General features: G+C 69.4%; 7 protein-coding genes and 5 pseudogenes. 5 read left to right on the top strand and 7 right to left on the bottom strand.

The window, feature by feature from the left end:
- Nucleotides 1-70: 70 nt before the first annotated feature.
- Both JK363_RS28725 and JK363_RS28720 read left to right on the top strand, forming a co-directional pair.
- Nucleotides 71-1299, top strand: a pseudogene (locus tag JK363_RS28725) (IS110 family RNA-guided transposase).
- 229 nt (nt 1300-1528) lie between these two features.
- Nucleotides 1529-4627: a glycoside hydrolase family 18 protein gene (locus tag JK363_RS28720; RefSeq protein WP_201879228.1), complete on the top strand. Its 3099-nt coding sequence runs from the start codon at nt 1529-1531 to the stop codon at nt 4625-4627.
- 26 nt (nt 4628-4653) lie between these two features.
- Here the strand turns inward: JK363_RS28720 and JK363_RS42875 are convergent.
- The 4 genes and pseudogenes from JK363_RS42875 to JK363_RS28700 all read right to left on the bottom strand — a co-directional run.
- A pseudogene (locus JK363_RS42875) lies at nt 4654-4988 on the bottom strand (transposase family protein); the annotation flags it as partial.
- A gap of 256 nt (nt 4989-5244) precedes the next feature.
- Nucleotides 5245-5688: pseudogene (locus JK363_RS28710) on the bottom strand (transposase); the annotation flags it as partial.
- A gap of 84 nt (nt 5689-5772) precedes the next feature.
- The gene (locus JK363_RS28705; protein ID WP_201879224.1) at nt 5773-7848 is read right to left on the bottom strand and encodes a phosphocholine-specific phospholipase C; all 2076 of its coding nucleotides are present in this window, start codon (nt 7846-7848) and stop codon (nt 5773-5775) included.
- 99 nt (nt 7849-7947) lie between these two features.
- A pseudogene (locus tag JK363_RS28700) lies at nt 7948-8442 on the bottom strand (transposase); the annotation flags it as partial.
- Between the two features lie 1091 nt (nt 8443-9533).
- Between JK363_RS28700 and JK363_RS28695 the strand changes: the two are divergent.
- The 3 genes and pseudogenes from JK363_RS28695 (at nt 9534) to JK363_RS28685 (ending at nt 11365) form a co-directional block, all read left to right on the top strand.
- On the top strand, nt 9534-9923 hold the full coding sequence (locus tag JK363_RS28695) for a hypothetical protein (RefSeq protein ID WP_201879222.1): 390 nt from the start codon (nt 9534-9536) through the stop codon (nt 9921-9923).
- 228 nt (nt 9924-10151) lie between these two features.
- Nucleotides 10152-10446 (top strand): annotated as a pseudogene (locus tag JK363_RS28690) (IS630 family transposase); the annotation flags it as partial.
- Between the two features lie 673 nt (nt 10447-11119).
- Complete coding sequence (locus JK363_RS28685; RefSeq protein ID WP_201879220.1) at nt 11120-11365, top strand: hypothetical protein; 246 nt, start codon at nt 11120-11122, stop codon at nt 11363-11365.
- A 39-nt stretch (nt 11366-11404) separates the two neighbouring features.
- On the opposite strand, the gene fabD is transcribed toward JK363_RS28685, so the two are convergent.
- From fabD to JK363_RS43915, 3 genes are read right to left on the bottom strand one after another with little or no spacing between them, the layout of a single operon-like run.
- On the bottom strand, nt 11405-14911 hold the full coding sequence (fabD, locus tag JK363_RS28680) for an ACP S-malonyltransferase (RefSeq protein WP_236076177.1): 3507 nt from the start codon (nt 14909-14911) through the stop codon (nt 11405-11407).
- Nucleotides 14911-20907 carry a non-ribosomal peptide synthetase gene (locus JK363_RS28675; protein WP_201879218.1) on the bottom strand — a complete coding sequence of 1999 codons (5997 nt, stop codon included), beginning with the start codon at nt 20905-20907 and terminating at the stop codon, nt 14911-14913. The genes fabD and JK363_RS28675 overlap by 1 nt, the downstream gene beginning before the upstream one ends.
- Nucleotides 20908-20929: 22 nt before the next feature.
- Entirely contained in the window at nt 20930-24676 is a 3747-nt protein-coding gene (locus tag JK363_RS43915; protein ID WP_201879216.1) for a beta-ketoacyl synthase N-terminal-like domain-containing protein, read from the bottom strand.
- Between the last annotated feature and the right edge of the window lie 19 nt (nt 24677-24695).

The raw sequence follows: 24695 nt of genomic DNA, 5'->3' as shown, positions 1-24695 counted from the left end.
ATGAGGTCGCTGCGCGGCCCGCTTGCGCTCGTGACCAGCGCACATACCGATTGCTCAGGGGAGGAGCAACTTGATCTACTGCGGAATCGACTGGGCCGAGAAGACGCACGATGTCGCCCTGGTCGACGACTCCGGTCGGCTGCTGGCCCAACGGCACATCACCGACGACGCGGTCGGCCACCAGATCCTGCTGGACCTGCTCGCCGAGTACGGCGACAGCGAGGAGAACCCGATCCCGGTGGCGATCGAGACCTCCCGCGGGCTGCTGGTCGCTGTGCTTCGGCAGGGCAAGCGGAAGGTCTTCGCGATCAACCCGATGGCCGCGGCCCGCTACCACGACCGGCACTCCGTCTCTCGCAAGAAGTCCGACCCTGGGGATGCCCTGGTGCTGGCAAACATCCTGCGGACCGACATGCACGCCCACCGGCCCCTGCCCGACGGCAGCGACCTGGCCCGCGCCATCGCCGTGTTAGCCCGGGCTCAGCAGGACGCGACGTGGAACCGGCAGCAGATCGCCAACCAGCTGCGATCCTTGCTGCGCGAGTACTACCCGTCCTCCTTGGCAGCGTTCGAGCCCTGGAAGAACGGCCTGTGCCGCCCGGAGGCCCACGAGGTACTCAAGCTCGCTCCGAGCCCAACGCGGGCCGCGCGGCTCACCCGCGCTCAGCTCCAGTCCGCCCTCAAACGAGCCGGCCGCCAACGCGGCATCGACGCCGAGGCCGAGCGTCTCCGCGAGGTCTTCCGTGCGACTGGGCCCATCAGCCTGCCCTGGTCGAGGACGCGCTCGGCAAGCAGATACTCGCCCTCTTGGTCCAGCTGCAGGCCGCCTGCACCGCCGCTGACGACCTCGCCAAGGCGGTCGAAGAGGCTTTCCCTCGACACCCGAACGCTGACGTGCTGCTGAGCTTCCCCGGGCGCGGCCTTCAGCTCGGCGCCCGGGTGCTTGCCGAGATCGGGGACGACCACGACCGATTCGCCGACGCCCGCGGTCTGAAGGCATACGCCGGCTCCTCGCCCATCACCAGAGCCTCCGGGAAGAAGTCGAGTATCACCCGCCGGTGGGTCAAGAACGACCGGCTCAACCACGCCGGATACCTATGGTCCTTCTCCGCTCTCCGGGCCTCGCCCGGAGCCATGGCCCACTATCGGCGGCGCCGCGACGACCACGGAGACTGGCACGCCGCCGCCCAGCGACATCTCTTCAATCGCATGCTCGGCCAGCTCTACCGCTGCCTCCAGAAAGGCGAGTTGTTCGATGAAGAGACCGCCTTCCCCACCGAGATGGCTGCCGCGGCTTGACACCTTGGCATCGTGAGGTGTCTTCCTCCGCCTCGCCTGCTGCCTCATCACCCTCAGACAGATCCAACTCATTGTGCTAGCCGTTGTAAGGCATCGATTCCAGGCCGTTCATTTCGGCCCGTTTTGGCGCGATGGGCGTGACCGGAAAGGCTCATTCCGGTCTGTGGTCGACAAGGTCGTCCATGATTGAGTGGGGCGCAGTGATCCACAACAGGGGGAGTGATCTTCAGTGAGCCATTCATCGGATTACCCTGACGTCCCCGAGTGGGAGGAAAATCCCAGCGGTTACCAGACAGGGGCCGTCGCCAAATACAAGGGCAACATCTTCCGTGCCGCCTTCTGGGCCTCGGAGCCGGGGGTGGGGGACCCCAACAAGAACGGCTGGCGGTTCTTCGACGAGCTGTACGACCAGAACCCGCACAAGCCGACCGAGCGGGCGAACATCATCGCCTACATCCCTACCTGGCGGAAGAAGGAGCAATTCGACTACGGCAAGGGCGAGATGTATCGGTACATCACGCACGGCATCATCGCGTTCTTGACGTTCAGCGAGAAGGATTCCGGCGCGTTCGACCCCGAGTCGGTCAGGGAGATGGACGCCATTCTCCCGGACGTGCTCATGGCCGCGCGCCTGTACGGGACCAAGACCATGATCGCGCTGGGCGGCGCGAACGACTACGCGTTCCTGGACCTGATGACGGCGATCGGGAACGATCCGGCTTCCCCGAAGCTCGACCAGACCGTCCGCAACGTCGTGGACTACGTCACCCACAACAGCCTGGACGGGGTCGATCTCGACCTGGAGTGCTGGTGGGGCCGGCCCGGCGAGCAGGACCAGGGCGGCCGGACGAAGAGTGACGGGCCGCATCCCGCGGGGCGGGGTCTGGCCCTGTTCGCCAAGAAGCTGAAGGAGGCCATGCCCGACAAGATCGTGTCGGCGGCCGTCTTCGGCACCTCGTGGTACGGGAACAACTACGACCCGGACATGGCCGAACACCTCGACTGGCTCGGCGTGATGACCTACGACCTCACCGGGTCGTGGGACAAGTCTCCGGTCGGCCCGCATTCCGCCCTGTACAAGATCCGCGGGAAGGACACGGCGGAGCTCCGTGAGGCGGATGTCTACCTGGAGTCGTATCTTCGCGAACAGCAGGGCCCCTGGCCGGGGGCCGGGGCGGGCACCTCGGGTGACGACGCCCTGGAGGACAATCCGATCCTTTCGGTCGAGGACTGCCTCTGGTACTGGACGAATCCGCTCTTCCTGAACTGGCAGGGCAAGGGGCAAGGAGTGGACCGCGGCAAGATCGCGGCCGGAGTGCCCGTCTACGGCTACGACTTCGCCGCGGCCAAGGACCCGGACGACCTGACCGGTGATGTGCCCCCGGGGTACAAGGTGCTTCGGTACAAGGAAATCCTGGACCAGTTCCCGGACGCCCTTCAGGCCAAGGACGCGAACATCAAGGTGGACGGGAGCACGCCCCGCCCCAAGCTCGCCCAGCCCCTGCCCCCGGGTGAGTACCCGTACGCCCACAACATCTATTTCGAGACCCCGGGCACCGCCGTCGCCAAACTGGAGTTCCTCAAGGGAGTCGGCGCCAAGGGCGTCATCATCTGGGAACTCTCCAATGACGTCTGGGAAGACGGCAAGAGCATCATCAAGGCCCTCTACCACGCCTCCGGCAACCCGGTCCCCGAGACCTCGCCCGTCAAGGATCCGCCGGTCCCGGTGGCCCGTACCTACCTGTGGGACTCCAGGGGACTCCTGGGGCACGCGAAGGGCCCTCTGCAGTTCCAGGACGACGGCACGCAAGACAACGGCATGCGGCAGTTCTCGGCGCGGCTGTGGAACATCCCCGACGACGCCGACTGGAAAAGCGTCGCCCAGAACTGTCCGGCCGTGATCAAGAGGCAGTACTTCAACCGGCCGACCCGCATCGTGGACAAGGGTGCCTCCGGACTCTGGGGTGAGTTCGACGTCCTCGACAATGACGACGTCCCGGACTGGTTCTGGGGGCACATGGACGAGGAGGACGGGGCGCCCGACGGGTACACGCGGTACGCCTCGCGCCTCTGGGGCCTCTCCATGAGCGACGACTGGAAAGAGGCCGCCAAGCAGACCCCGGCGCTCGTCGCGGGTCAGTACTTCGACCAGCCGACGAAAATCGAGGACAAGGGAGTCGGCGGGCTCTGGGGCATTTTCGACGTCCGCAACGAGCCGAGCCCCATCCCCGCGTTCACCGCGACGGCCAAGGGCGACAACGACTGCATTTACTGCCTGGTCGACACCCTTCCGTCCCTGGACGGCCTGGACAACGTGGAACGGTTCAACCTGACGAACACGATGGCCATCGGTGAGAACGCGCCCTTCCTCTACTCGGTGATCACGAAGGACGACGACTCGGTCGACTTCCCCGAGGGCGTCGTCATGACCATCAAGGACCCCGATGGGAACACTTACGACAAGGCCATCGACGAGGACGGCGCATTCGTCAAGATGTCCGGCGACTCGGTCCGGTGTCTGATCGTCAAGGACCCGCGAGCCGGCGACTGGACCATGTCGATGAGCGTGGCCAGGGACGCCAAGTTCCGCTGCGAATGCAACACCGTGCCGAGCGCGGACGTCTTCGCCACAATGCTGGCAACCCGCCGGAAGCTCCACGAATTGCAGGGCCTGGAGCCTCGGGACAGCGTCTGGATCGGCACCGCGGCGTGCGTGGGCCTTGGGGTCCTCGCGTTTCTCGCCCCGCAGGTCACCCTCGTCGGCGTCCTGCTCATGACCGCCACCGGAGTCAGCCTTGTCGGACTCAAGTACATGGGTCCCAGCACCGGTAAGACGGGCCTGGCGCAAAAATTGGCACAAGCCGGGGGCATCGTCGAGTATGTAGCGAAGGATTTCCTGAAAGAAGGCCCCTCCATCCTGGACAAGTATTATTGGTTGGGCACCAAGAACATTTCCAAATCGGAGCGCCGCATAGCCCGCGAGCATCGCGACAAAATCATCCCATGGCTCCTCACGCACAAAGATGTGTACTCCGTGACAGTACACATGGAGAACGCGGAGATGCAGAACTCCATCCGGCACGTGTACTGGCAGTGCCTGCTCAAGAAGCGGACGGGGGAAGAATTCGCCAAAATGATGGCTGCCGCGCACGAGGCCGACCTCCCCGGGACTGATGCGGACAACAAGGCGGACGAGGAAAACAACAAGATCGGCCTCCGCCTCGCGGACGAAGTGGCGTCCGAGGAGGAATGCCTGGACCGCGTCAAGGAGATGTGGGAGGCGGGAGATCTCGCCACCCGGGCCAAGTTCGAGAAGAAGCCGGCCTGATCCCCGCACAAGAGCAGCTGACACCGTGAGCGGTCCTGGCGGTGGGTGAACAGGCAGCAGGCGAGCTTGAGGAACGCTTCGTCAAGTCGGCTCGGCCGCCCAGCGGGCGCGGAGTCGTGTGAAGCCGTGCAGCCAGGCGAACGTGCGCTCAACCACTCACCGGTAGATGCCAGGCCACTGCCGTGCGGTGTGCCCGACGGGCGATGACCGGGACGATCCGGCGCGTGCGGACCCGGTCGCGGTAGACGTCGTGGTCGTAGCCTCGGCCGGCGAAGACCGACCGAGGCTTGCGGCGGGGCCGGCCGAGCTTGCCCCGGACGGGCCAGACGGCATCGAGCAGGGGCATGAGCTGGGTGAGCTCTCGACCGGTCCGGACGGGCGGCGGCGTTCAGCTCGGCCGGCGGCACCTCGTGCAGCTGCTGCCACGCCCCGGCCTCCGGCTCGATCCGCTCCTACAAGTCGCCAAGGCGAAGTCCCCACGTCCGGACAACGCCCAACTGGCCATCCAGGCACGGGCACCAAAACCGATCCACCTCATGGTGTTAGCGCCTCTTAAACCGTGTCCTATGTGGTGAGGCGGATGAGCCGTTTGTACAAGCACATGGCGGCGGCAAGTCAACGACCAGAGGCAGTCCGTTCGCGTCCGACAGGATGTGCATCGTGGAACCCGGCCTGCCCCGGTCCACGGGGCTCGGACCTGTGTGTTCGCCCCCTTTTCCGCCCTGACGCGGGCGGAGTCGAGGACGACGCGGGAGACATCGCCCAGACCGGCGTCGTCGAGCCGGTGCAGGACAGCCTCATGCAGCCGACCCCACACACCCGCTCCGGACCAGATCAGAAACCGACGGTGGGCGGTTGACTTCGACACGCCGAAGCACGGTGGCAGGGCTCGCCACGCACACCCGACTGACCAGTACGTAGACGATGGCCGCGAACAGCGTCTCATCAGGCGTGTCCTGCGTTCCGCCACCCTGCGACCGCACCTTCGCCGGAGGAATCAGCGGCTTCGCGATCTCCCACAACCCGTCCGGAACAATCCAACTCCACCTACCCCGCCCCATGAACAGTCCAACGAGCCAACACCACATAGGACACGGTCTTGGTCATGTCACCGTGCAGGCCGGTCAGTTCGTGCTGCTGATCCGTCAGTTGGTGCGGATCTTCGGGTCGCTCACGCTCGGCTTGCCGGTCTCCACATGGCCGGCGAAGCGGCGCAGGTAGGTGTCGTCCGCCGCACAGGTCACCGAGACGTCGTACCAATGGCCGCTGCCGCCCGTTCGCACGGTGTGCTGCCTCGTCCCGCCGGCCGGCACGGTGAGCCGGCCGGAGCTGTCGCCGTACGCGTTCCTGACGGTGAGGACCGCCTCCGCATCGCCGGGATTCCGCGCCGTGAGCTGGAGATCGCCCGCGTCCGCGTTGTGCCGGGCGGTCACCTCGGGGAGGGCGGTTCCGGCCGGGCCCCGGTAGTGGCGGAGGAAGCCGTTCGGGCCGTGCACGGTGAGGTCGTGGGTGTGCTGGTCGGCGGCGGCGCCGATGTGCCAGGTGTCGCGCAGTACCTTTCCGGCGCCCACGGTGTACGTCCAGGGCGCGTCGTCGCGGTTGGCCGAGGTGACGTAGAAGTGCGCGCCGGCGTCAGGGCCTCCGTGGAAGGTGAGGGTGAGCCGGCTCTTGCCGTGGTCTGCTGCGGCGTCGACGTACGGAGCGTAGGGCAGCGGCCGCGCGCGGCGCCCACCGCGCTCCTGGGCGGGCAGACTGCCGGACGCCGGCGGCTCGGGCGTGTAGTCGGGGTGCGACTGGCGGTCCTTCGGCTCGTACGCCGCGGTGTCCGGCAGACCGTCGACTTCCGGGTCCTCCGCGGAGAAGTCGAAGGCCGAGGTGAGGTCGCCGCACATCGCACGCCGCCAGGGCGAGATGTTCGGCTCCTGCACACCGAACCGGCGCTCCATGAAGCGGAGGACGGAGGTGTGGTCGAAGACCTCCGAGCAGACGTAGCCGCCGGTGCTCCAAGGGGAGACGACGAGCATGGGGACGCGTGGCCCGAGGCCGTAGTTGCCGGCCTCGTAGTCGGCGTCCCCCTCGTAGAGCTCCCCGGTGGTGTCCTCGGTGGACTTGCCCTGCGCCGGGCTGGACGGCGGGTACGGGGGGACGACGTGGTCGAAGAAGCCGTCGTTTTCGTCGTAGGTGATGAACAGGGCGGTGCGGCTCCACACTTCCGGGTCGGAGGTGAGCGCGTCCAGGACCCGGGCGAGATACCAGGCGCCGTAATTGGTGGGCCAGTTGGGGTGCTCGGAGAACGCCTCGGGAGCGGCGATCCAGGATATCTGCGGGAGCCTGCCGTTCTGGACGTCGTCCCTGAGCTGGTCGAAGTAGCCGTCGCCGCCCTTGACGTCGGTGCCGGTGCGGGTCTTGTCGTACAGCGGGTCGCCCGGCTCGGCGTCGCGGTACGACTGGAACCAGAGGAGGGCGTTGTCGCCGTAGTTGCCGCGATAGCGGCCCTCGTCGTACTCCAGCCAGCCCCAGCCGCCGGCCTTGTCCAGGCCGTCGCCGATGTCCTGGTAGACCTTCCAGGAGACGCCCGCCTTCTCCAGCCGCTCCGGGTACGTGGTCCATGTGAAGCCCTTGTCGGCGTTGCCGAGTTCGGGACCGCCGCCCTTGCCGTCGTTGCCGGTGTGGCCGGTCCACAGATAGTAACGGTTCGGCTGGGTGGCGCCGATGAAGGAGCAGTGGTACGCGTCGCAGACGGTGAACTTGTCGGCGAGCGCATAGTGGAAGGGCATGTCGTCCCGCTCCAGGTACGTCATCGTCACCGGGGTCTTCGCGGGCACCCAGTTGTCGTACCTGCCGTCGTTGATCGCCTGGTGGCCGCCGGGCCAGTTGTGGTCGAGCCCCTGCAGGAACTGCATCCCCATGTCGTCGACGGTCGGATGGAACGGCAGCGTTTCCTTGCCGTCGTTGTCCGCCTGATGGAAGACGGACTTGCCGCTGGGCAGCGTCACCGGACGGGGGTCGCCGAAGCCCCGCACGCCCTTGAGCCTGCCGAAGTAGTGGTCGAACGACCGGTTCTCCTGCATCAGCACGACGATGTGCTCGACGTCCTCGATGCTGCCCGCTCTGCGTGCGGCCGGGATGGCGGCGGCGCGCTCGATAGCGGCGGTCAAGGCGGCAGCGCTCGCTGTGGCGCCCGCTATCTGGAAAAAGCGGCGCCGGTTGAGATGCGGCATAGCTCCTCTTGTGTGGGGGGTGGAACCGGGTCGGTCTCCTGCGACGAGAACGCTGACGCACCCCAATTCGCATTGTCAAGTGTTGGTTTACACCGTGTCCTACATGGTCGGTTTGAGGAGGCGCTTGTAGTAGCACAGGGCTGCGGCGAGTCCGACAAAGGCCAGGTAGTTGCGGGGATGGCGCTCGTAGCGGGGTGACAGGCGGCGGTAGCCGGTGAGCCAGGAGAGGGTGCGTTCGATGACCCATCTGCGACGGCCCAGTCGTTTGCTGGAGTCGATGCCCGTGCGGGCGATCCGGACGCCGATGTGCTGGCTGCGCAGCCATTGCCGCAAGTCAGAGAGGTCATAGGCTGTGTCGGCGTGCAGCCGCTTGGGCTTGGAACGGTGGCTGTGGAGTTCGTGTCCTCTGTGGAAATGGTCGACCATCGGCTTCAGTCCGAGGCTGTCGTGGACATTGGCGGCAGAGACACCACCAGCCAGCGGAGGAGGCCCGGCGGCGGCAGCATCGGCCGGCCGCTTCAACGCCTGCGTATACGGAGCGTGGAACTTTCGCCACGGTTCGCGCCCCCTACAGTCAGGGCGAAGGCCCGCGTGCGGCAGCCGTCCGTGCGGACCGATCCGATGTCCCCACAGCGGCATCCACCCCCGCACAGTCACCGTGACCGCACCGACGCCGGGCCCCGCACAGCCGCTCACGACCAGCTCAGGAACACCGTGTGCAAGTCCAGCTTTTCGTCGGCGAGATCGGTCGCCGTTCCTCCCCGTGTGGTCGGCACTACCCGGAAGTCGGGCGCGTGGTACCCATAGTCAGGGTCCTGCCCGGCATTGGGCCGGTGGACGGAGAGCGCAGATCCCGTGAACACGCGGTGCGGGCGGGACCACTGCCACCCGCACCTGCTGTTCACTCCCCTCGCCGAGAGGCGGGCTGCAGGGCTCACCGACCCATGGCGGGGAAGGTTGAAGGGGCGCACCCGGTCGACCGGGTGCGCCCCGCACGCATGGCGCGTAGGCCGCCGTGCGTGGGGGGCAGGACTGCCGGATCAGCTCCGGTAGCGGTCCCACGCGGCCATGTCGCGTTTCTTGAGGACGTTGGATAGGGAAATATGTGTGCTGACGGTGCGTCGGACGATAAAATGTCTGGTCCAACACCGCCTGGACTTGACGAAATTCCCTTTCTGGTAGGCGGATGTAAAGTCGGCGTCTCGGGTTCCTGTGACAATGCCAACACATCGCATCGCGACGACCGAAATCCCAGCCACTACGGGAATCCGGCCACTGGGAAAGCCATCTGACACAGCGACCGGAGTTGTCGGTCCGTGATGCGGACAAGAGGGGTGCGAGTCCAGCTCAGCCCACTATTACGCCACGGCTGAGCACCAGTCGTGGCCAGTGTGTACCGATGCTTGGGCCGCGGCACATCGGCCCGCTCCCCGTGGTTGTGGCCAGGAAATCCGCCGGGCATCAACCCGGCTACCAAGAAGGGAATTTATGTCCCGATTGACAGATACGCGCCTCGTAGTCGTAGTCTGGAGGCGTGGGGAAGCTGGCTAACGGCGAGCAGGACGTCCCGGGAATCCGTGAGTTGAATCCACATCACGTAGTTGCCGCTCACGGATCAGCGCGCCTGACCGGCTACCCCCATGGGGGAAGAGAACTCAGTCAACGACCCAGGAAATGAGCAACACATGAAGCGAAAGATACTGGCTGTCGCCGCGCTGGCCGGCCTGACAACGCTGGGCGCCGCCCAGATCGCTGCCGCCCAGGACAGCACGACCGGAGCCGACGCGAGCCAGTGTGCGCAGGTGGCCACGGTAAACAATACCGCGGATGCCGACACGATGGTGATCACGGTGGAAGATCAGGACGGAAGCATACTCGAAAGCACCCCTGATGCTGCGGGCCCCGCTTCTGTTTGCCTGGACGCCTTTCCCGCGACCGAGAACATCCGGATACACGCCCATTACACGAAGAACCACAACATCGTAGTGGATGCGTCCAGTGACCTCGTGCCGGTGCAGGACGCCGCTGGGACCTGGGATTACAACGGCGGCACCCTCGTGAAGACCACGGCGTAGATCCCGTGAACACGCGGTGCGGGCGGGACCACTGCCACCCGCACCTGCTGTTCACTCCCCTCGCCGAGAGGCGGGCTGCAGGGCTCACCGACCCATGACGGGGAAGGTTGAAGGGGCGCACCCGGTCGACCGGGTGCGCCCCGCACGCATGGCGCGTACGCGGCCCTTCTGGCCGTGCTCACGCTGCTCGTCATGGCCGCCCGGCGGCCTGCTGCGCATGGTCCTTGAGAGGTCCGCGATGTGGTCGGCCTGTATCTCGCCCCGCCTGAGCACGCCTTGGTGCTCTGCGTGGACGAGAAGACCCAGATCCAGGCGCTGGACCGGTCGGCGCCGGTGCTGCCGATGATGCCGGGGATGCCCGAGCGCCGCACCCACGACTACGTGCGAGGTGGGGTGACCACCCTGTTCGCCGCGCTGAACACCGCCACGGGAGAGGTGATCGCGCAGATGCACCGCCGGCACCGGGCCGTGGGAGTTCAAGATGTTTCTCGCCCGTATCGACAAGGAAGTGCCCGCCGGGCTGCCGCTGCGCGGCGAACTTCCCACGCCACTTGCGAACCGTCTTCACACCGGAGCCGACAGCCTCCGCGGCACCCGCATTCGCCCCGCCCGACGCACAAGCTCGACACGCTCGTCCTCGAAAGAACAATCTCCACAGCAGCCGGACCTCGGTGCGCCATGAAGAAGAAGGTATCAACTAACCCTCAGGATTTCTGGCGCATCACACTAGTGCTCTGACCGGGATGGTTCGCCGGGTTACTGGAGGGTGAATGGCGCGAGACGACAGAGATCTGCCCAATAGGATCTTGAGCCCAGGCACGGATGTCGGAGGGCGCGAAGGGAACAGCCGCGGATACGCCTCGGCGACGATGATGTGTGGCTGGAGCTCGCTCGGACCGGTGCGGAAAGCTGGCAGATCACGGCAGATTGGGATTCCTGGCTGACAGCTGACTTCACTGCGGATCTCGGCGCTGCGGAGGTCGTGGACTTCGTGGCGCGAATACACTCTCGCCTGCACGCGCCGTCGGGTGTGCGCTTTTCGGCGGCGGTGACTCCCGGTCGGAACAATTTGCTGACGTTGAAGGCGGAGCCAGTCGGGGACGGTTTCGCCTTTTTCGTGCGCCTGACGCCCAACGGCGACGGCGGCGTGTGTCATTTGCAGATGGAGATCGATCCGATCGCCACGGTGGAACTTCGTGAGCAGTCTCGCCTCCCGCATCGCCGGTTTTCCCGCGGAAACCATCGCGCCGGCCAAGGCGTCGCTGCGCATACCCGGCAGCATCGAGGATGCACTCGTTCAGGAAGAGGAAGAGTTCCACCACGCGGCGCACAGCGCACCCGCCAAGCGCCGCATGGCGGCCGCCCTGGCGATGGGCATGCAGACGCCGGCGATGGAACGGTGCTGTTTCACCCACGTCTGGGGGCCGCTCGCCGGCGCGTGAGATGCGCAAAGCCACAGGAGCGAACGCAATGGAACCGGTCTACATCGCCGGCAGCACAGTGACGCCCCGGTCCGTCAGCAGCCGGGCCGTGTCCGACAGAAGCCGGTCGGTCACCGCGTCGATGGTCCGCGCCTGCCAGGGTTCCATGCTGCTGCCCCGCACCCACTGGTTGAAGGCGCCCATGGCCGGACCGCAGTACACCAGGTAGTCCACCTTGCGGCCGGGGACGCCCGTGCGAGCCAGTTCGAAGCCGTGGTGGAGGTAGGTCCGGCAGGCGAGGGCGAGTCGGCGCTTGGCGGGCACCTCGTGCTCCGGGGCCGTCGTCCCTTCCCGGGCCGCGGCCTCGCGCCAGGCCTCCTCGAAGGAGCGGCGCAGATAGGTATCCTCGATCTGCCGCCGGGTCTCCGTGCCGAGCTCGTCGAAGCCGTCGAACATCCGCCACAGCTGGTAGAGACGGTCCGCGCGGGCCGGGAAGAAGACGCCGCGCTTGACCACCCGTGTGCGCACCCCGAGTTCGAACATCTCGTCCCACGGGGCTGGTTCGGTGTCGTGGATGTCGAGCCGCTCCAGCATCTCCTTGACGTCGGTGCTGGTCGCCGCCTCCACAGTGCACTGGTTCACCGACCCGGTCAGGAGGAACTCCGCTCCGAGTACCATTGCGGCGGCCGCCGCCTCCGGGGTGCCGATGCCGCCCGCAGCGCCCACGTGGATGCGCGGCCAGGGACCGGCCAGGGCGTCGCGCAGCCGCAGCACGGCCGGCAGCAGCATCGCCAGGTCGGCCGCCTCCGCGTGCCAGCCGCTGCCCTCGACGCACAGGTCGTCCGCCATCGGCAGCCCGGCCGCGCGCGCCGCCTCCTGCTCGGTGACCTCGCCGCGCTCCAGGAGAGCGCGCACCATGTCGTCCGGGGCGGGCCGCAGAAACATCTCGGCTGTGTCGGTCCGGGATACCTTGGCGATGACGCGCCCGCCCTTGAACCGGTACTTCACCAGGGCCGGAGTGATCCGCAGGAAGCCGGACGCCTCGACGACGGTGATGCCCAGCCGCAGCAGCAGGTCGACCAGGGCCTGTTCCTCGTGCGGGTGGCCGTGCCGGTGCAGCAGGTTGACACCGAACGGGCCGTGGGCACCCAACGCGTCCCGGACCGTGCGCAATGAGGTCTCGACCTCCGCGAGCGGCAGCCCGGCGGCGCCGAAGAAGGCCATCCCACCGGCCTGGGCGAGCGCGATGAGCAGCGCCTCGGAGGAGACACCGCCGTACATGCCGCCCGCCAGATAGGCGTACCGCAGGCCGTAGCGGGTTCGGAAGGCCGAGGCTCCCAGGGACTCGGGGGTGAGGGCAGAGGCGGGCAGTGCGGCCGGGGGATGTAGGGGCTCGGGCTCGGCGCCGGGTGCGGGTGGAACGAGCGCGGCTGATGGCTGGGCGTGGGCGGCGGCTGGGGTCACCGCGGCCGCCTCGGTGCCGAGAGCGGTGGTCCCGGCCACGGCCACTGACGGGGCCGCCGCCCATGGCTTGTCCGCGGGCGGCGGACCGGCGGGCCGTGGCATGGACTCCGCGCCCACAGCAGAGCCCGCGGCCACGGACGCCGTCGCCGGTGACGCCTCCGGCTTCGCCCTGGGCGGGGAGACCGGCTCCGCCGATCGCAGTGGCTCGGTCCACGGCAGCACGGCCCACTCCGTCCCGGTCGGCGGCACCGGACCCACCAGCTGGCGGACCTTGGCGACCAGCTTGGTCAGCGTGCGTCCGGGCCCGAGCTCCTCGAACTCGAAGTCGCCGCGCTCGAGCAGGTAGCGGATGGTGTCCACCCAGCGCACCGATCCGGCGATCTGCCCGGCCAGTACCTCCCGCACCCGTTCCGGCCGGTGCGGGCGGGCGTCCAGATTGGCGATCACCGGGATCTTCGGCGGCCGGAACTCGGTGGCGTCCAGCAGCGTCCGGAACTCCTCGGCGGTGGGCCGCATGTAGCGGGAGTGGAAGGGCGCGCTGACGTTGAGCACGGCCACCCGTGCGCCCCGCGCCTCGAACACCTCCCGGGCGCGGTCGAGGTCGGCCGTGGGACCGGCCACGACGATCTGCTCCGGGGAGTTGTGGTTGGCGATGTCCACGCCGGTCGGACCGGCCTCCGTCAGCACCGCTTCCACGGTGTCCAGGTCCAGGCCCAGCACGGCGGCCATGCCGCCGCCGGTGGCGCGGCCCATCAGCTTGCCGCGCCGGGCGACCAGCCGCAGTCCGGTGCCGAAGTCGAAGGCGTCGGCCGCGAACAGGGCCGCGTATTCGCCGAGGCTGTGCCCGATCAGATAGTCCGGCGGCGGGTCCTGGCGAGCCCGGCGCAGATAGGTGAGGGCTTCGACCGCGTACAGCGCCGGCTGGGTGAACTCGGTGCGCTTCAGGCGGCCTTCGGGGTTGGTCAGGCACAGCTCGCGCAGTGAGTAGCCGAGGATCTCGTCGGCCTGTTCGACCAGTTCGGGGAACTCGTCGAACAGGTTCGCGCCCATGCCCTTGACCTGGGAGCCCTGGCCGGGGAACCCGTAGACCTTCATAGGTGAGCCTTTCGCGACGACAGCCGGCGTGGCCACCGGCACGGGCGCGCCCTGGGCGCCCGCCCGGTCCCGTATCCGAGTGAGCAGCCGGGCGTCCTTGGTGAACTGGCTGAGCAGCGGCATCGACTCCGACCGTGTGCCGGTGCGGGCGGCCAGCAGGGCGCGGACGAAGTTGTGCAGTGTGCCGGACGGCCCGGCGTCGATGTACAGGTGTGGGCCCTGCGGCTCGAGCGCCCGCACGGTGGCGGCGAACTCCATCGGTTGCCGGGCGACCCGCCACAGGTGCTCCGGGGTGACCTGCGTCAGCGGGCCGGCGGTGGCGCTGGAGACCAGCGGGATGCGGGGCGGCCTCAGATCGGCGTCGGCCCACAGCGCCTCGAAGGCGGGCCGGGAGGCGTCCATCAGCCGGGAGTGGAAGCCGTGGGAGACGAACACCCGCTGGAACGGCACTTGGCGCTCGGAGAGGAACGCCTCTGCCCGCTCCAGCGCCTCGACCGGTCCGGCGACGACGAAGTGCTCGTCGTAGTTGCGGGCGGCCAGGTCGAGTTCCTGGTGCAGGACCGGTTCGCGGTGGTAAAGGCCCTCATCGGCGAGCACGGCGAGCATGCCGCCGGGGACGCTCGCGGAGACCGACCGCGCCATCCCGACCAGCCGGCGCAGGCAGTCGCCCGGTTCCATGACGCCTGCCAGCACCGACGCCGTGTACTCACCGAGGCTCACGCCGAGCAGCAGGTCGGGGGTGACGCCGTGGGAGACGAGGGTCTCGGCCAGGGCCAGCTCGACCATGACGATCGCCGGATTGGTGTACCGCGTGTCGGTGAAGGGCCGGGAGAGGGGGTGGCCCGCGTCGTACATACGGGCGATGACCGAGCCGCCCACCTCGGGTGCCACGAGGGCGTCCAGGCGGTGCAGGGTGTCCCGGAACACGGGCTCGGAGTCGTACAGTTCGCGGCCCATCTGGTGGTACTGGGAGCCCTGGCCGGAGAACATGAAGACGGTGCGGGTCATCAGTGCCCCTCGCCCAGTGAGAGGGCGCGGATCTCCTCGACGCGGAACCCGCCCTCGTAGAAGACCTGGACGTCCTCAGGCGCCGTCCGCTCGGCGCGCGCGGCGGCCAGCACCTTGGCCATGATCACCTCGCCGGGTGCGGCCAGTGCCTCCAGCACCGCCCGGAAGCCGCCGAGCAGCCGGGTGACCGCCTCGTCGGTGAACAGGTCGCGGTAGTACGACAGATGGAGGGTGACGGTGGTGGTCGGGAAGACGTCCACGCGCAGCGGGAAGCCCATACGGGAGATGTAGTACGCCGGCCCGTAGCGCTCGGAGTTCTCCAGGCCCACGTTCTGGTACACCAGGTAGCTTTCGCACGGCAGCACGCCGTCGGGCAGCTCGGCGGCGGACAGCGTGTGGTGGAGCGGGGTCTGCTCGTGACCGCTCAGGGCGATCAGCTCCCGCATGGTGCGGGACAGGAACTCCGTTCGGGACTCCTCCGGCCGCACCCTGCTGCGCAGCGGAAGGATGTTGAGGGTGGGCCCGACCATGCCGCTGACCTCGTCCGGGCCGGAGGAACGGCCGGCGAGGAGGACGCCATGCGAGGCGTCGATCTCCCCGGTGGACAGGGTGTGGCCCGCGAACGCGGCCGACACGGCGGCCCAGGCCGCCTGGAAGAGGACGTTGAGGGTGAGCCGATTCTCACGGGCGAACCGACGCAGCGCCGCGGACAGGTCCGGCGGCAGGGAGATCCACTGGCGGGCGAACCCGTCCGCGGCGCCCACCGTGTTGCCGGGCAGGCCCTCGGAGAGCAGCGTCGGTTCCTTCAGATCGCCGAGCACACCGCGCCAGTAGCGTTCGGCGGCGGTCGTGTCCCGCTGTCCCAGATGCTCGATGAACCGCTCGTACGGCATGCGCGGCGCGAGCTTTGGCCGCTCGCCGCGCGCGATGACCGCAAGGTTCTCGATGAGCTGGTTGCCGAGGATGTCGTAGCTCCAGCCGTCCACGCACAGATAGCTGATGCTGATCAGCAGCAGGAAGGCGTCGCCGTCCAGATGGGCAACGACGTAGCGCATGCCGCCGGGCACTTCGGGGTCGATGCCGCGCTCGCGGTCGGCGGACAGAATGCGTTCGAGGCGCTCGTCCTGCTCGTCGGCACTGAGCCCGCGCCAGTCGGCGAAGTCGAGCTCCACGGTCGGCTCCCGGTGGACGACCTGCACCGGCTCGGGCACCCCCTCCCAGATGAACGAGGTGCGCATCACCGGGTAGGCGCGAGCCTGGAGGGCCAGCGCCTCACGCAGGTCCTCGTGGCTGGTGAGCATCCCGCCGGGCATCACGGCGAGACGGTGCACCTGGAACAGGCCGGGCCGGGGCTTGGTCAGCAGGGTCCGCAGCGCCCAGGATTGGAAGGGCGCCAGCGGGTAGACGGCCTCGATGCCAGGGTCGGACGCCGGCTCCTCCGGGCGTGACGCGGGCCACGCCGCGGACTCCGGCCGCGGATCCCGCGGCTGTTCGTCTTCCACAGCCTCTGCGACGGAGCCTTCCAGGGCGGCGGCCAGTTCCGCGACCGTGCCGTACTGGAAGATCATCTGAGGGGTGATCTCCAGGCCGCGCGCCTTGGCTTTGGCGACGACATGGATGCTCTGGATGGAGTCGCCGCCGAGTTCGAAGAAGTTGGTCTCGACGCCGAAGCCGGTGACACCGAGCACCTCGGTCCACACGTCGGCCAGGGTGCGCTCGGTCCCGGTCCGGGGGCCCACCACCTCGCCCCCGTCGTCGGCCGCCGCGGTGGCCGCGTCGAACAGGGGCGGGGGCAGCTCGCCCCGTTCCAGCTTGCCGTGGGCGTTGACCGGGAACCTGGGCAGCGGCACGAACCCGGCTGGGAGCATGTAGTCCGGCAGGACGTCCTTGAGGTGGGCCCGTAGCCGGGGGCCGAGGGCCTGGGCGGCCCGGTTGAACGCCGGGTCGGTGGCGTGGTCCTCGGCGCGGCCGGCCGTCATGGGGTGGGTGAGGCCGGGGGTGGCCTGCCCGGCGCCGATTGCGTCGGGGCGGGTGAGGACTGCGGCGTAGGACCCGTCGGTGCGGCCGGGCAGCCACTCGACGGCCACTGCGTAGCCGGCGCGCTCGGCGAGCAGCCACCACTCCTCGGGGTCGACGCAGGCCGGGCCGGAGGCGAGGAGCGTGTCGGCGGACGCGATCCGGCTGTTGGGGATGCCGTGGACGACCAGGCACTCAGGGCGCTCGGTGGTGAGCGTGCGCTCGACCCCGGCCAGGGTGAGCGCGTCGCGCGCCCAGTCGGTGTCGCGGGCCGTCATGAGGGCGGCCTCACGGTCGACATGGAGGATCGCGTCGTAGCGGTAGGCCGTCATCTCGTTGCGGCGGGCGCCGCGCCGGAGCTGGACCTCCACATGCCCGATGCGCGGTTCATCCCGCCGCAGGACGCGGAAGAAGTCCGGATCGACTGCGAGTTCATGGTCCTGGAGGACCCGTCGGCGCACCCGGGCGCGCAGCACCTCCGCGTCGGGCGCGAGGTCGCACTGAGCGAGTTCCACGTCGGTGTGGAAGGCCTCCAGCAGGGACAGGCTGCGCAGGTCTCCGAGGAAGAGGGCGCCCCCGTCGGCGATCCGGGGCAGGACGCCCTCGACGACCTCGCGCAGATAGCCGGGGCCGGGGAAGTACTGGACCACGGAGTTGACGACGACGAGGTCGAACTGCTCGTCCCCCACGGCGGACAGGTCGTCGGCGGTCGCCTTGTGCAGCCGTACATGGGCGAGTTCGGGCCGCCGGGACACGAGCCGCTCGCCGACGTGGTCGAGGGCGGTGGCGGAGATGTCGGTGCCGACGTACGTCTCGCAGTGCGGGGCGATCCGGGACAGCAGCAGACCGGTGCCGCAGCCGATCTCCAGCACCCGGCGCGGCGCGAGGTCCAGGATGCGGTGGACCGTGGTCTCCGTCCACTCGCGCATGTCCTCCGCCGGCAACGGCTCACGGGTATAACTGCTGTCCCAGCCGAGGATGTTGAAATCGTCCTCGGCGATCTCGCCGGTGCCGTACGACCGGTCGAAGACCTGCTCCCACTCGGCGCCGCGCACGGTGCCCTCGCGCAGCGCCGCCTGCCCGCTCTCGGTCCGGGGTACGACATAGGCGACCAGCCGCTTGTCGCCCGCCGCGTCGGCGGTGGCGACGACGACCGCCTCGCGGACCTCGGGGTGACGGCCCAGATGGGCCTCGATCTCGCCGAGTTCGATGCGGTGGCCGCGGATCTTCACCTGGCCGTCGGCGCGGCCCACGTACTCCAGCTCGCCGTCCGGGCGGCGGCGGACCAGGTCTCCGGTGCGGTACAGCCGCTCCCCGGGCCCCCCGGCCGGGTCCTCGACGAACCGCTCGGCGGTCAGCTCGGGGCGGCGCAGATACCCGAGGGTGACACCGGCGCCGCCTACGTACAGCTCGCCGTGGACGCCGACGGGCACCGGGCGGCCGTCCGCGTCGAGGACGCGGGTGCGCAGATCGGGGATGGGCCGGCCGATGGGGCTGCCCCAGAACCGGCGGTAGAGGTCGGCGCGGGTGATCGGCCGGTAGGTGACGTGCACGGTCGTCTCCGTGATGCCGTACATGTTCACCACCTGCGGCTCGCTGTCGCCGTGCCGGTCGAACCACGGCCGCAGGCTCGCGACGTCGAGGGCCTCACCGCCGAACACCACCAGCCGCAGGGCGAGCCGGGCCGGATCGGCGCCCAGCTCCTCCTCGGCGGCGACCAGATGACGGAAGACCAGCGGAGTCTGGTTGAGGACGGTGACGCGTTCGTCGCGCAGCAGCTCGTAGAAGCTCTGCGGAGAGCGGGTCACCCAGTGCGGCACGACGACCAGCCGGCCACCGTGCAGCAGGGCGCCCCAGATCTCCCAGACGGAGAAGTCGAACGCGAAGGAGTGGAAGAGGGTCCAGGTGTCCCGGGGCCCGAAGCGGAACCATCCGGCCGTGGAGGTGAACAAGCGCACCACGTTGGCGTGGCTGACCAGGACGCCCTTGGGGGCGCCGGTGGAGCCGGAGGTGTAGATGACGTACGCCGGGTCGTCCGGGCCCGGGCGCGTGACCGGGGACGCGTTCTCGCCGTGGTACGAGTCGTCCGAGTCGTCATCCATGAGGACCAACCGTGCCGAGTGCTCGGGGAGCCGGTCGGCCACGTGCGACTGGGTCAGCACAAGGGGGGCGGCGCTGTCCTGGAGGAGGTGGGAGAGGCGCTCGGCGGGGTAGCCGGGGTCGAGCGGGACGTAGGCGGCACCGGTCTTCAGGACGGCGAGGATGCCGGTGATCAGGTCCGCGGAGCGTTCGGTGCACAGGCCGACCAGGGTGCCGGGTGCGGCGCCGAGGCGGCGCAGCCGACGGGCCAGCCGGTCGGCGCGGGCATCGAGGGCGCCGTACGTCAGATCGGTGCCGTCGAAGGTGACGGCGACCGCGTCCGGGGCGACCCGGGCCTGCGCCTCGAACAGTTCGGGCAGGGTGACCCGGGGCGCCGCTGGGGAGGGCAGCGCCCATTCGGCGTCCAGGCTGCGCAGTTCGGCGTCGGGGACCACCGGGAGCCGCGAGATGTCCGTCCGTGGATCGGCGGTGACCGCCTCCAGCAGCACCTGGTAGCCGTCGATCATCCGCTGGACGGTCGCGGCGTCGAAGACGTCCGAGTCGTACTCGACCTCCAGGAGCAGTTCCCCGTCGAGGTCGACGACACTCACCCACAGGTCGAACTTGGCCGTGTCGTTGCGGATCGAGTCCACCGACTCCGTGACCAGACCTTCGGCCTGGGGCAGTTCGGTTCCGGGGAGGTAACTGAAGCAGACCTGGAAGAGAGGGTTCTGACTGAGGGAGCGCTCCGGCTCCAGATCGTCGACCAGAACCTCGAACGGCAGCTCCTGGTGCTGCTGGGCGCCCCGGACGACTTCCTGCACCCGGTCCAGGACCGTGCCGAAGTCGGGGTCGCCGCTCAGATCGGTGCGGTAGACCAGGCTGTTGACGAAGAAGCCGACCAGCCCCTCGATGTCCAGCCGGGTGCGGTTGGTGACCGGCGAGCCGACCACGATGTCCTCCTGCCCGGTGTACCGGAACAGCAGCACCTTCAGCGCGCCCAGCAGCACGGCGAACAGGTTCGCCTGCCGGGCGGCGCCCAACGCCGCCAGCCGGTCGCGCAGTTCCGCGGGCAGGACGCGCTTGTCCAGGCTGCGGCCCTCGAAGTTCTGCACTGGCGGCCGGGGATGGTCGTAGGGCAGCTGCAGGGAGTCGGTGGCGCCGTCGAGCTGCTTGCGCCAGTATTCCAGCTGGCTCTCCAGGCGCTGCCCGGTGAGGTGCCCGCGCTGCCAGATCGCGAAGTCGGCGTACTGAATGGGAAGTTCGGGCAGCGGAGAAGGGCGGCCGTCGGCGAACGCCCCGTACAGGGCGAGCAGCTCCCGCCAGAACAGGCCGAGCGACCAGCCGTCGACCGCGATGTGATGGGCATTGAGGAGCAGGACGTGCAGCTCCGGCTCCAGCCGGTAGACCGTGAACCGCACCAGCGGCCCGGTGGCCAGGTCGAACGACCGGCGGCTCTCCTCGGACATCAGCCGGTTCAGGCGGGCCTCGCGAGCCCCGCGGTCCTCGTCCCGTGCGTCCGTGAGGTCCACCAGCACGGGCGTCACGGTCGCGTGCGGGTCGATCTCCTGCCAGGGCTCGCCGTCGACGCTCGGGAAGGTGGTGCGCAGCGTCTCGTGCCTGCGCACCATCTCGGCGACGGCGCGCTCCACCACGTCCAGCCGCAGCGGGCCGCGCAGCCGCAGGCTCACGGGCACGTTGTAGGCCGGGGTGCCGGGCACCATCTGGTCGATGAACCACAGCCGCCGCTGTGCGAACGACAGCGGGGGCCGGGGGTCCGCGGGGCGGCGCGGTATCGCACCGGCGGGCCGGGCGGTGGTGCTCGTCAGCTTCGCCAGCAGGGCCCGCTTGGCCGGCGACAGGTCCGCCCGGCGGGTGGGCGGGGTCTGGTCCAGGGTCATCGTGGTTCTCCTTGTCAATCCGTCACGCCAGCAGGGAGACCACGGTCTCCTCGGGCAGCTCGTCGATGCGTTCGACCAGTTCGCCCTCGACCAGCCGTGCCATGTCGGCCACCGTCCGCGCCTCGAAGAGGGAGCCCAGATCGAGTTCGACCGGGAAGTGGTTCTTCAGACGGGAGATGATCTGGGTGGCCAGGATCGAGTCGCCGCCCAGGCGCTGGAAGTCGTCGTCGGGAGCGATGGAGCGCAGGCCCAGGACGTCCTGCCAGGCGGCGGCGACCATGCCTTCGATGCCGCCGGGGGCGGCGGATTCCGGGGAGGCTTCTCCGGTGGCTTCGGGGGCGGGGGTTTCGCCGGGGGTGTCGTCAGGCGCCGAGGCCGCGCCGACGGCCTTGTCAGGGGCCGGGACCGGTGCGCAGGCCGGGGCCGCCGCGGAGGCGTCCGCCGGGGCCCCGGCCGTCTTCTCGGCCAGGATCACCGACTCCGGCGCCTGGTCCTCCCTGAACGGCAGCAGCGAGAGCGCGCGCACGCCGCCGAAGCCGTTGTGCTCCAGCGTGATGCGCCACATCGGCGCGGTCAGCAGCGGCGAGCCCGGCAGCCGGCAGTCGTCCTCGAACGTCCACCACCCCGACGTCAGGCCGAAGGTGAGCGTGTAGGCGTCCTGCGCGAGCGTGGCCTCCATGAGGACGAACAGGCCGCCCGGCCGCAGCGCCTGCCTGATGTGGGTGAGGGAGCGGTCGATACGGCTGGTGGCGTGCAGCACGTTGTTGGCGAGGACCAGGTCGAACGTCTCCGGCGTGAAGTCCTGTTCGGCGGGCGGCCGTTCCACATCCAGCGGTGCGAACTCGGTGAACGGGTACGTCGTGCCGTACTGGCGGGAGCCGAACTGGGTGAAGCTGCGGGAGATATCGGTGTAGACGTAGCGGACACGGGAGGCGTACGGGTCCAGCGCGGGCAGGACGCGGGCGCTGGTGCTGCCGGTGCCGGCACCCACTTCCAGGATCGATACCGTGGCCTGCGGGTCGCGCTCCAGACGGACCCGGACGTACTCCGCGACCAGCGTGGCGATCAGGGAGTTGGTGTCCTGGTCGCTGTGGTAGACGTCCCCGACCGCGTCGAAGGAGCCCCCGGCGAAGAGCACCTCCTGGGCCTTGCGCCGCCCGGCCAGCACGTCCGGGTAGGCGTCCAGGCAGGTGGCGACGAGGTTCAGGAAGCCCTTGCCCTCCGGGTGGGCGGCTGCCAGCTCCTCGCGCCGCCGCTCCAGGGCGGCCTCGTCGGTGTGGACGGCGGCCGCCTCGATGACGTCGGTCGTCACCAGCTCCTCGCCGTCCACCCGCAGGAAGCCCGCGTCGGTGAGGATGCCGAGCAGCGCGCCGAAGAGGATCGCGTGCTCGGACACGACCTCCAGGCGGGAGGCCAGTTCTCCTTCCCGGTACCGCTGGCAGGGCGCGGTGAACACACCCATGCGCTGGAAGGTCGCCAGCAGCATGTGGCGGCACAGCTCCTGCATCCGGCCGGCTGTCTCCTGCACCCGGCCGGCGGCGGTCAGGCTGGTGGAGTCGGGGTTGGCCCGCAGGAAGGCGGCGGTGGCGGTGTCCAGCTCCGCAAGCACCGACGGCACGGCGGGCGCGGCGGCGGGCTGGGCTGCGGAGGGGGAGGTCTGCGGTGCGACGGCGGCCGTTGACACCGCGGCGGAGGCGGCCGCGCCCCAGCCCGTGAAGTCGGTGCGGCGCGGGAACCGCGTCCGCTCGAAGGAGTGCCCGGGCAGCCGCAGTCGGCGCGGCCGGGTTCCGGTGTGCAGGCGGGCCCAGTCCACCGGCCGCCCCTCGCACCAGCCGGCCGCCAGCTCATCGACGCCGACGCCGTAGCCATCCTCGGCGGGCACACCGGTCCGCTCCGGGTCCGGCACCCGTCCCCGGAACAGTCCGGGTACGCCGGTCTCGCCGCCGTCGGCGAAGGCGGCGAGCCGCTCGATGCACTCCGCCATCGACCCGGCGATCACGGCGAGGCGCTCCTCCATGGCCTCGCGGCCGATCTGCAGGGTCCAGGCGACGTCGGTGAGGTCCCGGTCGGTGAGGCCCCGGCTGCGCAGCTCGGCCACCAGGGCCGTCGCCGTGGCGTGCAGCTGGGTCTCGTCGCGGGCGGAGAGCGGGATCAGCTGCGGGCGGCGAGGCGGGGCCGGGACGGCCGGTGGCTCGGGCTCGGCGTACTCCTCGATGACCAGGTGGGCGTTGGTGCCGCTGTAGCCGAAGGCACTGACGGCGGCGAGCCGGGACCCGGAGGCGTTGCGCGGCCAGGGGGCGGGCTCGGTGGTGACGCGGACCGCGCTGCCCGCGAAGTTGATGTGCTGGTTGGCCTGGCGGAAGTTGGCGGCCGGCGGCAGCGTGCGGTGCCTCAGGGCGAGCAGCACCTTGATGACGCCGAGGACGCCGGCTGCGCCGGTGGTGTGGCCGATGTTGGCCTTGACGGAGCCGATCGCGCAGAACGCCGTGCGGTCGGTGAAGGCGGTGAACGCGTCGGTGAGGCCGTGGATCTCCACCGGGTCGCCCAGCTTGGTGCCGGTGCCGTGGGCCTCCACGTACTGGATGTCCGTCGGCTCGATGCCGTTCCTGCGGTACACGTCCTGCATCAGGCGGCTCTGGGCGAGGTAGCTGGGCGCGGTGATACCGGCAGTGCGGCCGTCCTGGTTGGTGCCGCTGCCCCGGATGACCCCGAGGATGCGGTCGCGGTCGCGGACGGCGTCGGCCAGCCGCTTGAGGACGAGGACGCCGACGCCCTCGCCGAGCAGCATGCCGTCGGCCGCCTGGTCGAAGGGGCTGCACCGGCGGGTCGGCGAGGTGGTTCCCAGACTCTCCATCGCGACGAAGAAGCCGGGGTGGCTGAAGACCTGGACGCCGCCGGCGAGGGCCAGTTCGGCCTCTCCGGACTGAAGCATCCGGCGGGCTATGTCGAGCGCGACCAGGGAGGACGAGCAGGCGGTGTCCAGCGCGAGGGCGGGGCCGCTGGTGTCCAAGTGGTAGGCGAGGCGGGCGGCCATGATGCTGCTGTCGGCGCCCATGGTGGCGTGCGCCGAGTAGTCGGCCTGCGGCGGCAGCCCGGTGGAACCGATGACTACCGCCACCTGGCGTCCGCGCAGCGCGCCCGGGTCCAGAGCGGCGTCCTCCAAGGCCCGGTAGCTCTCTTCCAGCAGCAGCCGCTGGGCCGGGTCCATGCCGGCCGCCTCGCGCGGGGAGATGCGGAAGAAGGCCGCGTCGAACGCGTCGGTGTCGGCCATGGCACCGTAGCGCGGCAGCGCCGCGCCGGGGAAGTGCTCGCGGAACAGCCCGATCCAGCCGGGGTCTGTCATCTCCGCCAGGCAGTCCTGGCCGTTCCGGACGACATCCCACAGCTCCTCCGGCCCGTTCGCCCCGGCCGCCCGGCAGGACATGCCGACGATGGCCACGTCGTCCTGGAGGGGGGCGTACGACACCGCAGGCGCCGTCCGCGCGGGAGCGGCGGTTGCGGTGGAGGCGGCGGGCGCGGTGCGGGTGGTTGGCGCGGCGGACGTGAGGCGCGCTTCGATGTGTGCGGCGAGCGCGCCGATGTCGCCGAACTCGAAGACCAGACTGGTGGGGAAGTCGTGGTCGAACCTGCTGTTGATCTCCTCGACGAGCAGTACCGCGTTGACCGAGTTCAGCCCGAGGTCCTGGAGGGTGGCTCCGGCGAGCTCCTCCCGGGAGGGGCCGAGCACCCGGATGACGATCTCCTCCAGGGAGTCCTTCACTACGGACATGTGATGTTCTCTCTCCTTA

Origin of the sequence: Streptomyces coffeae (genome assembly GCF_016741875.1) — a bacterium.
GTDB classification, from domain to species: domain Bacteria; phylum Actinomycetota; class Actinomycetes; order Streptomycetales; family Streptomycetaceae; genus Streptomyces; species Streptomyces coffeae.
The sequence above is the reverse complement of the archived record's forward strand: the minus strand, read 5'-3'. Positions and strand labels throughout refer to the sequence as shown.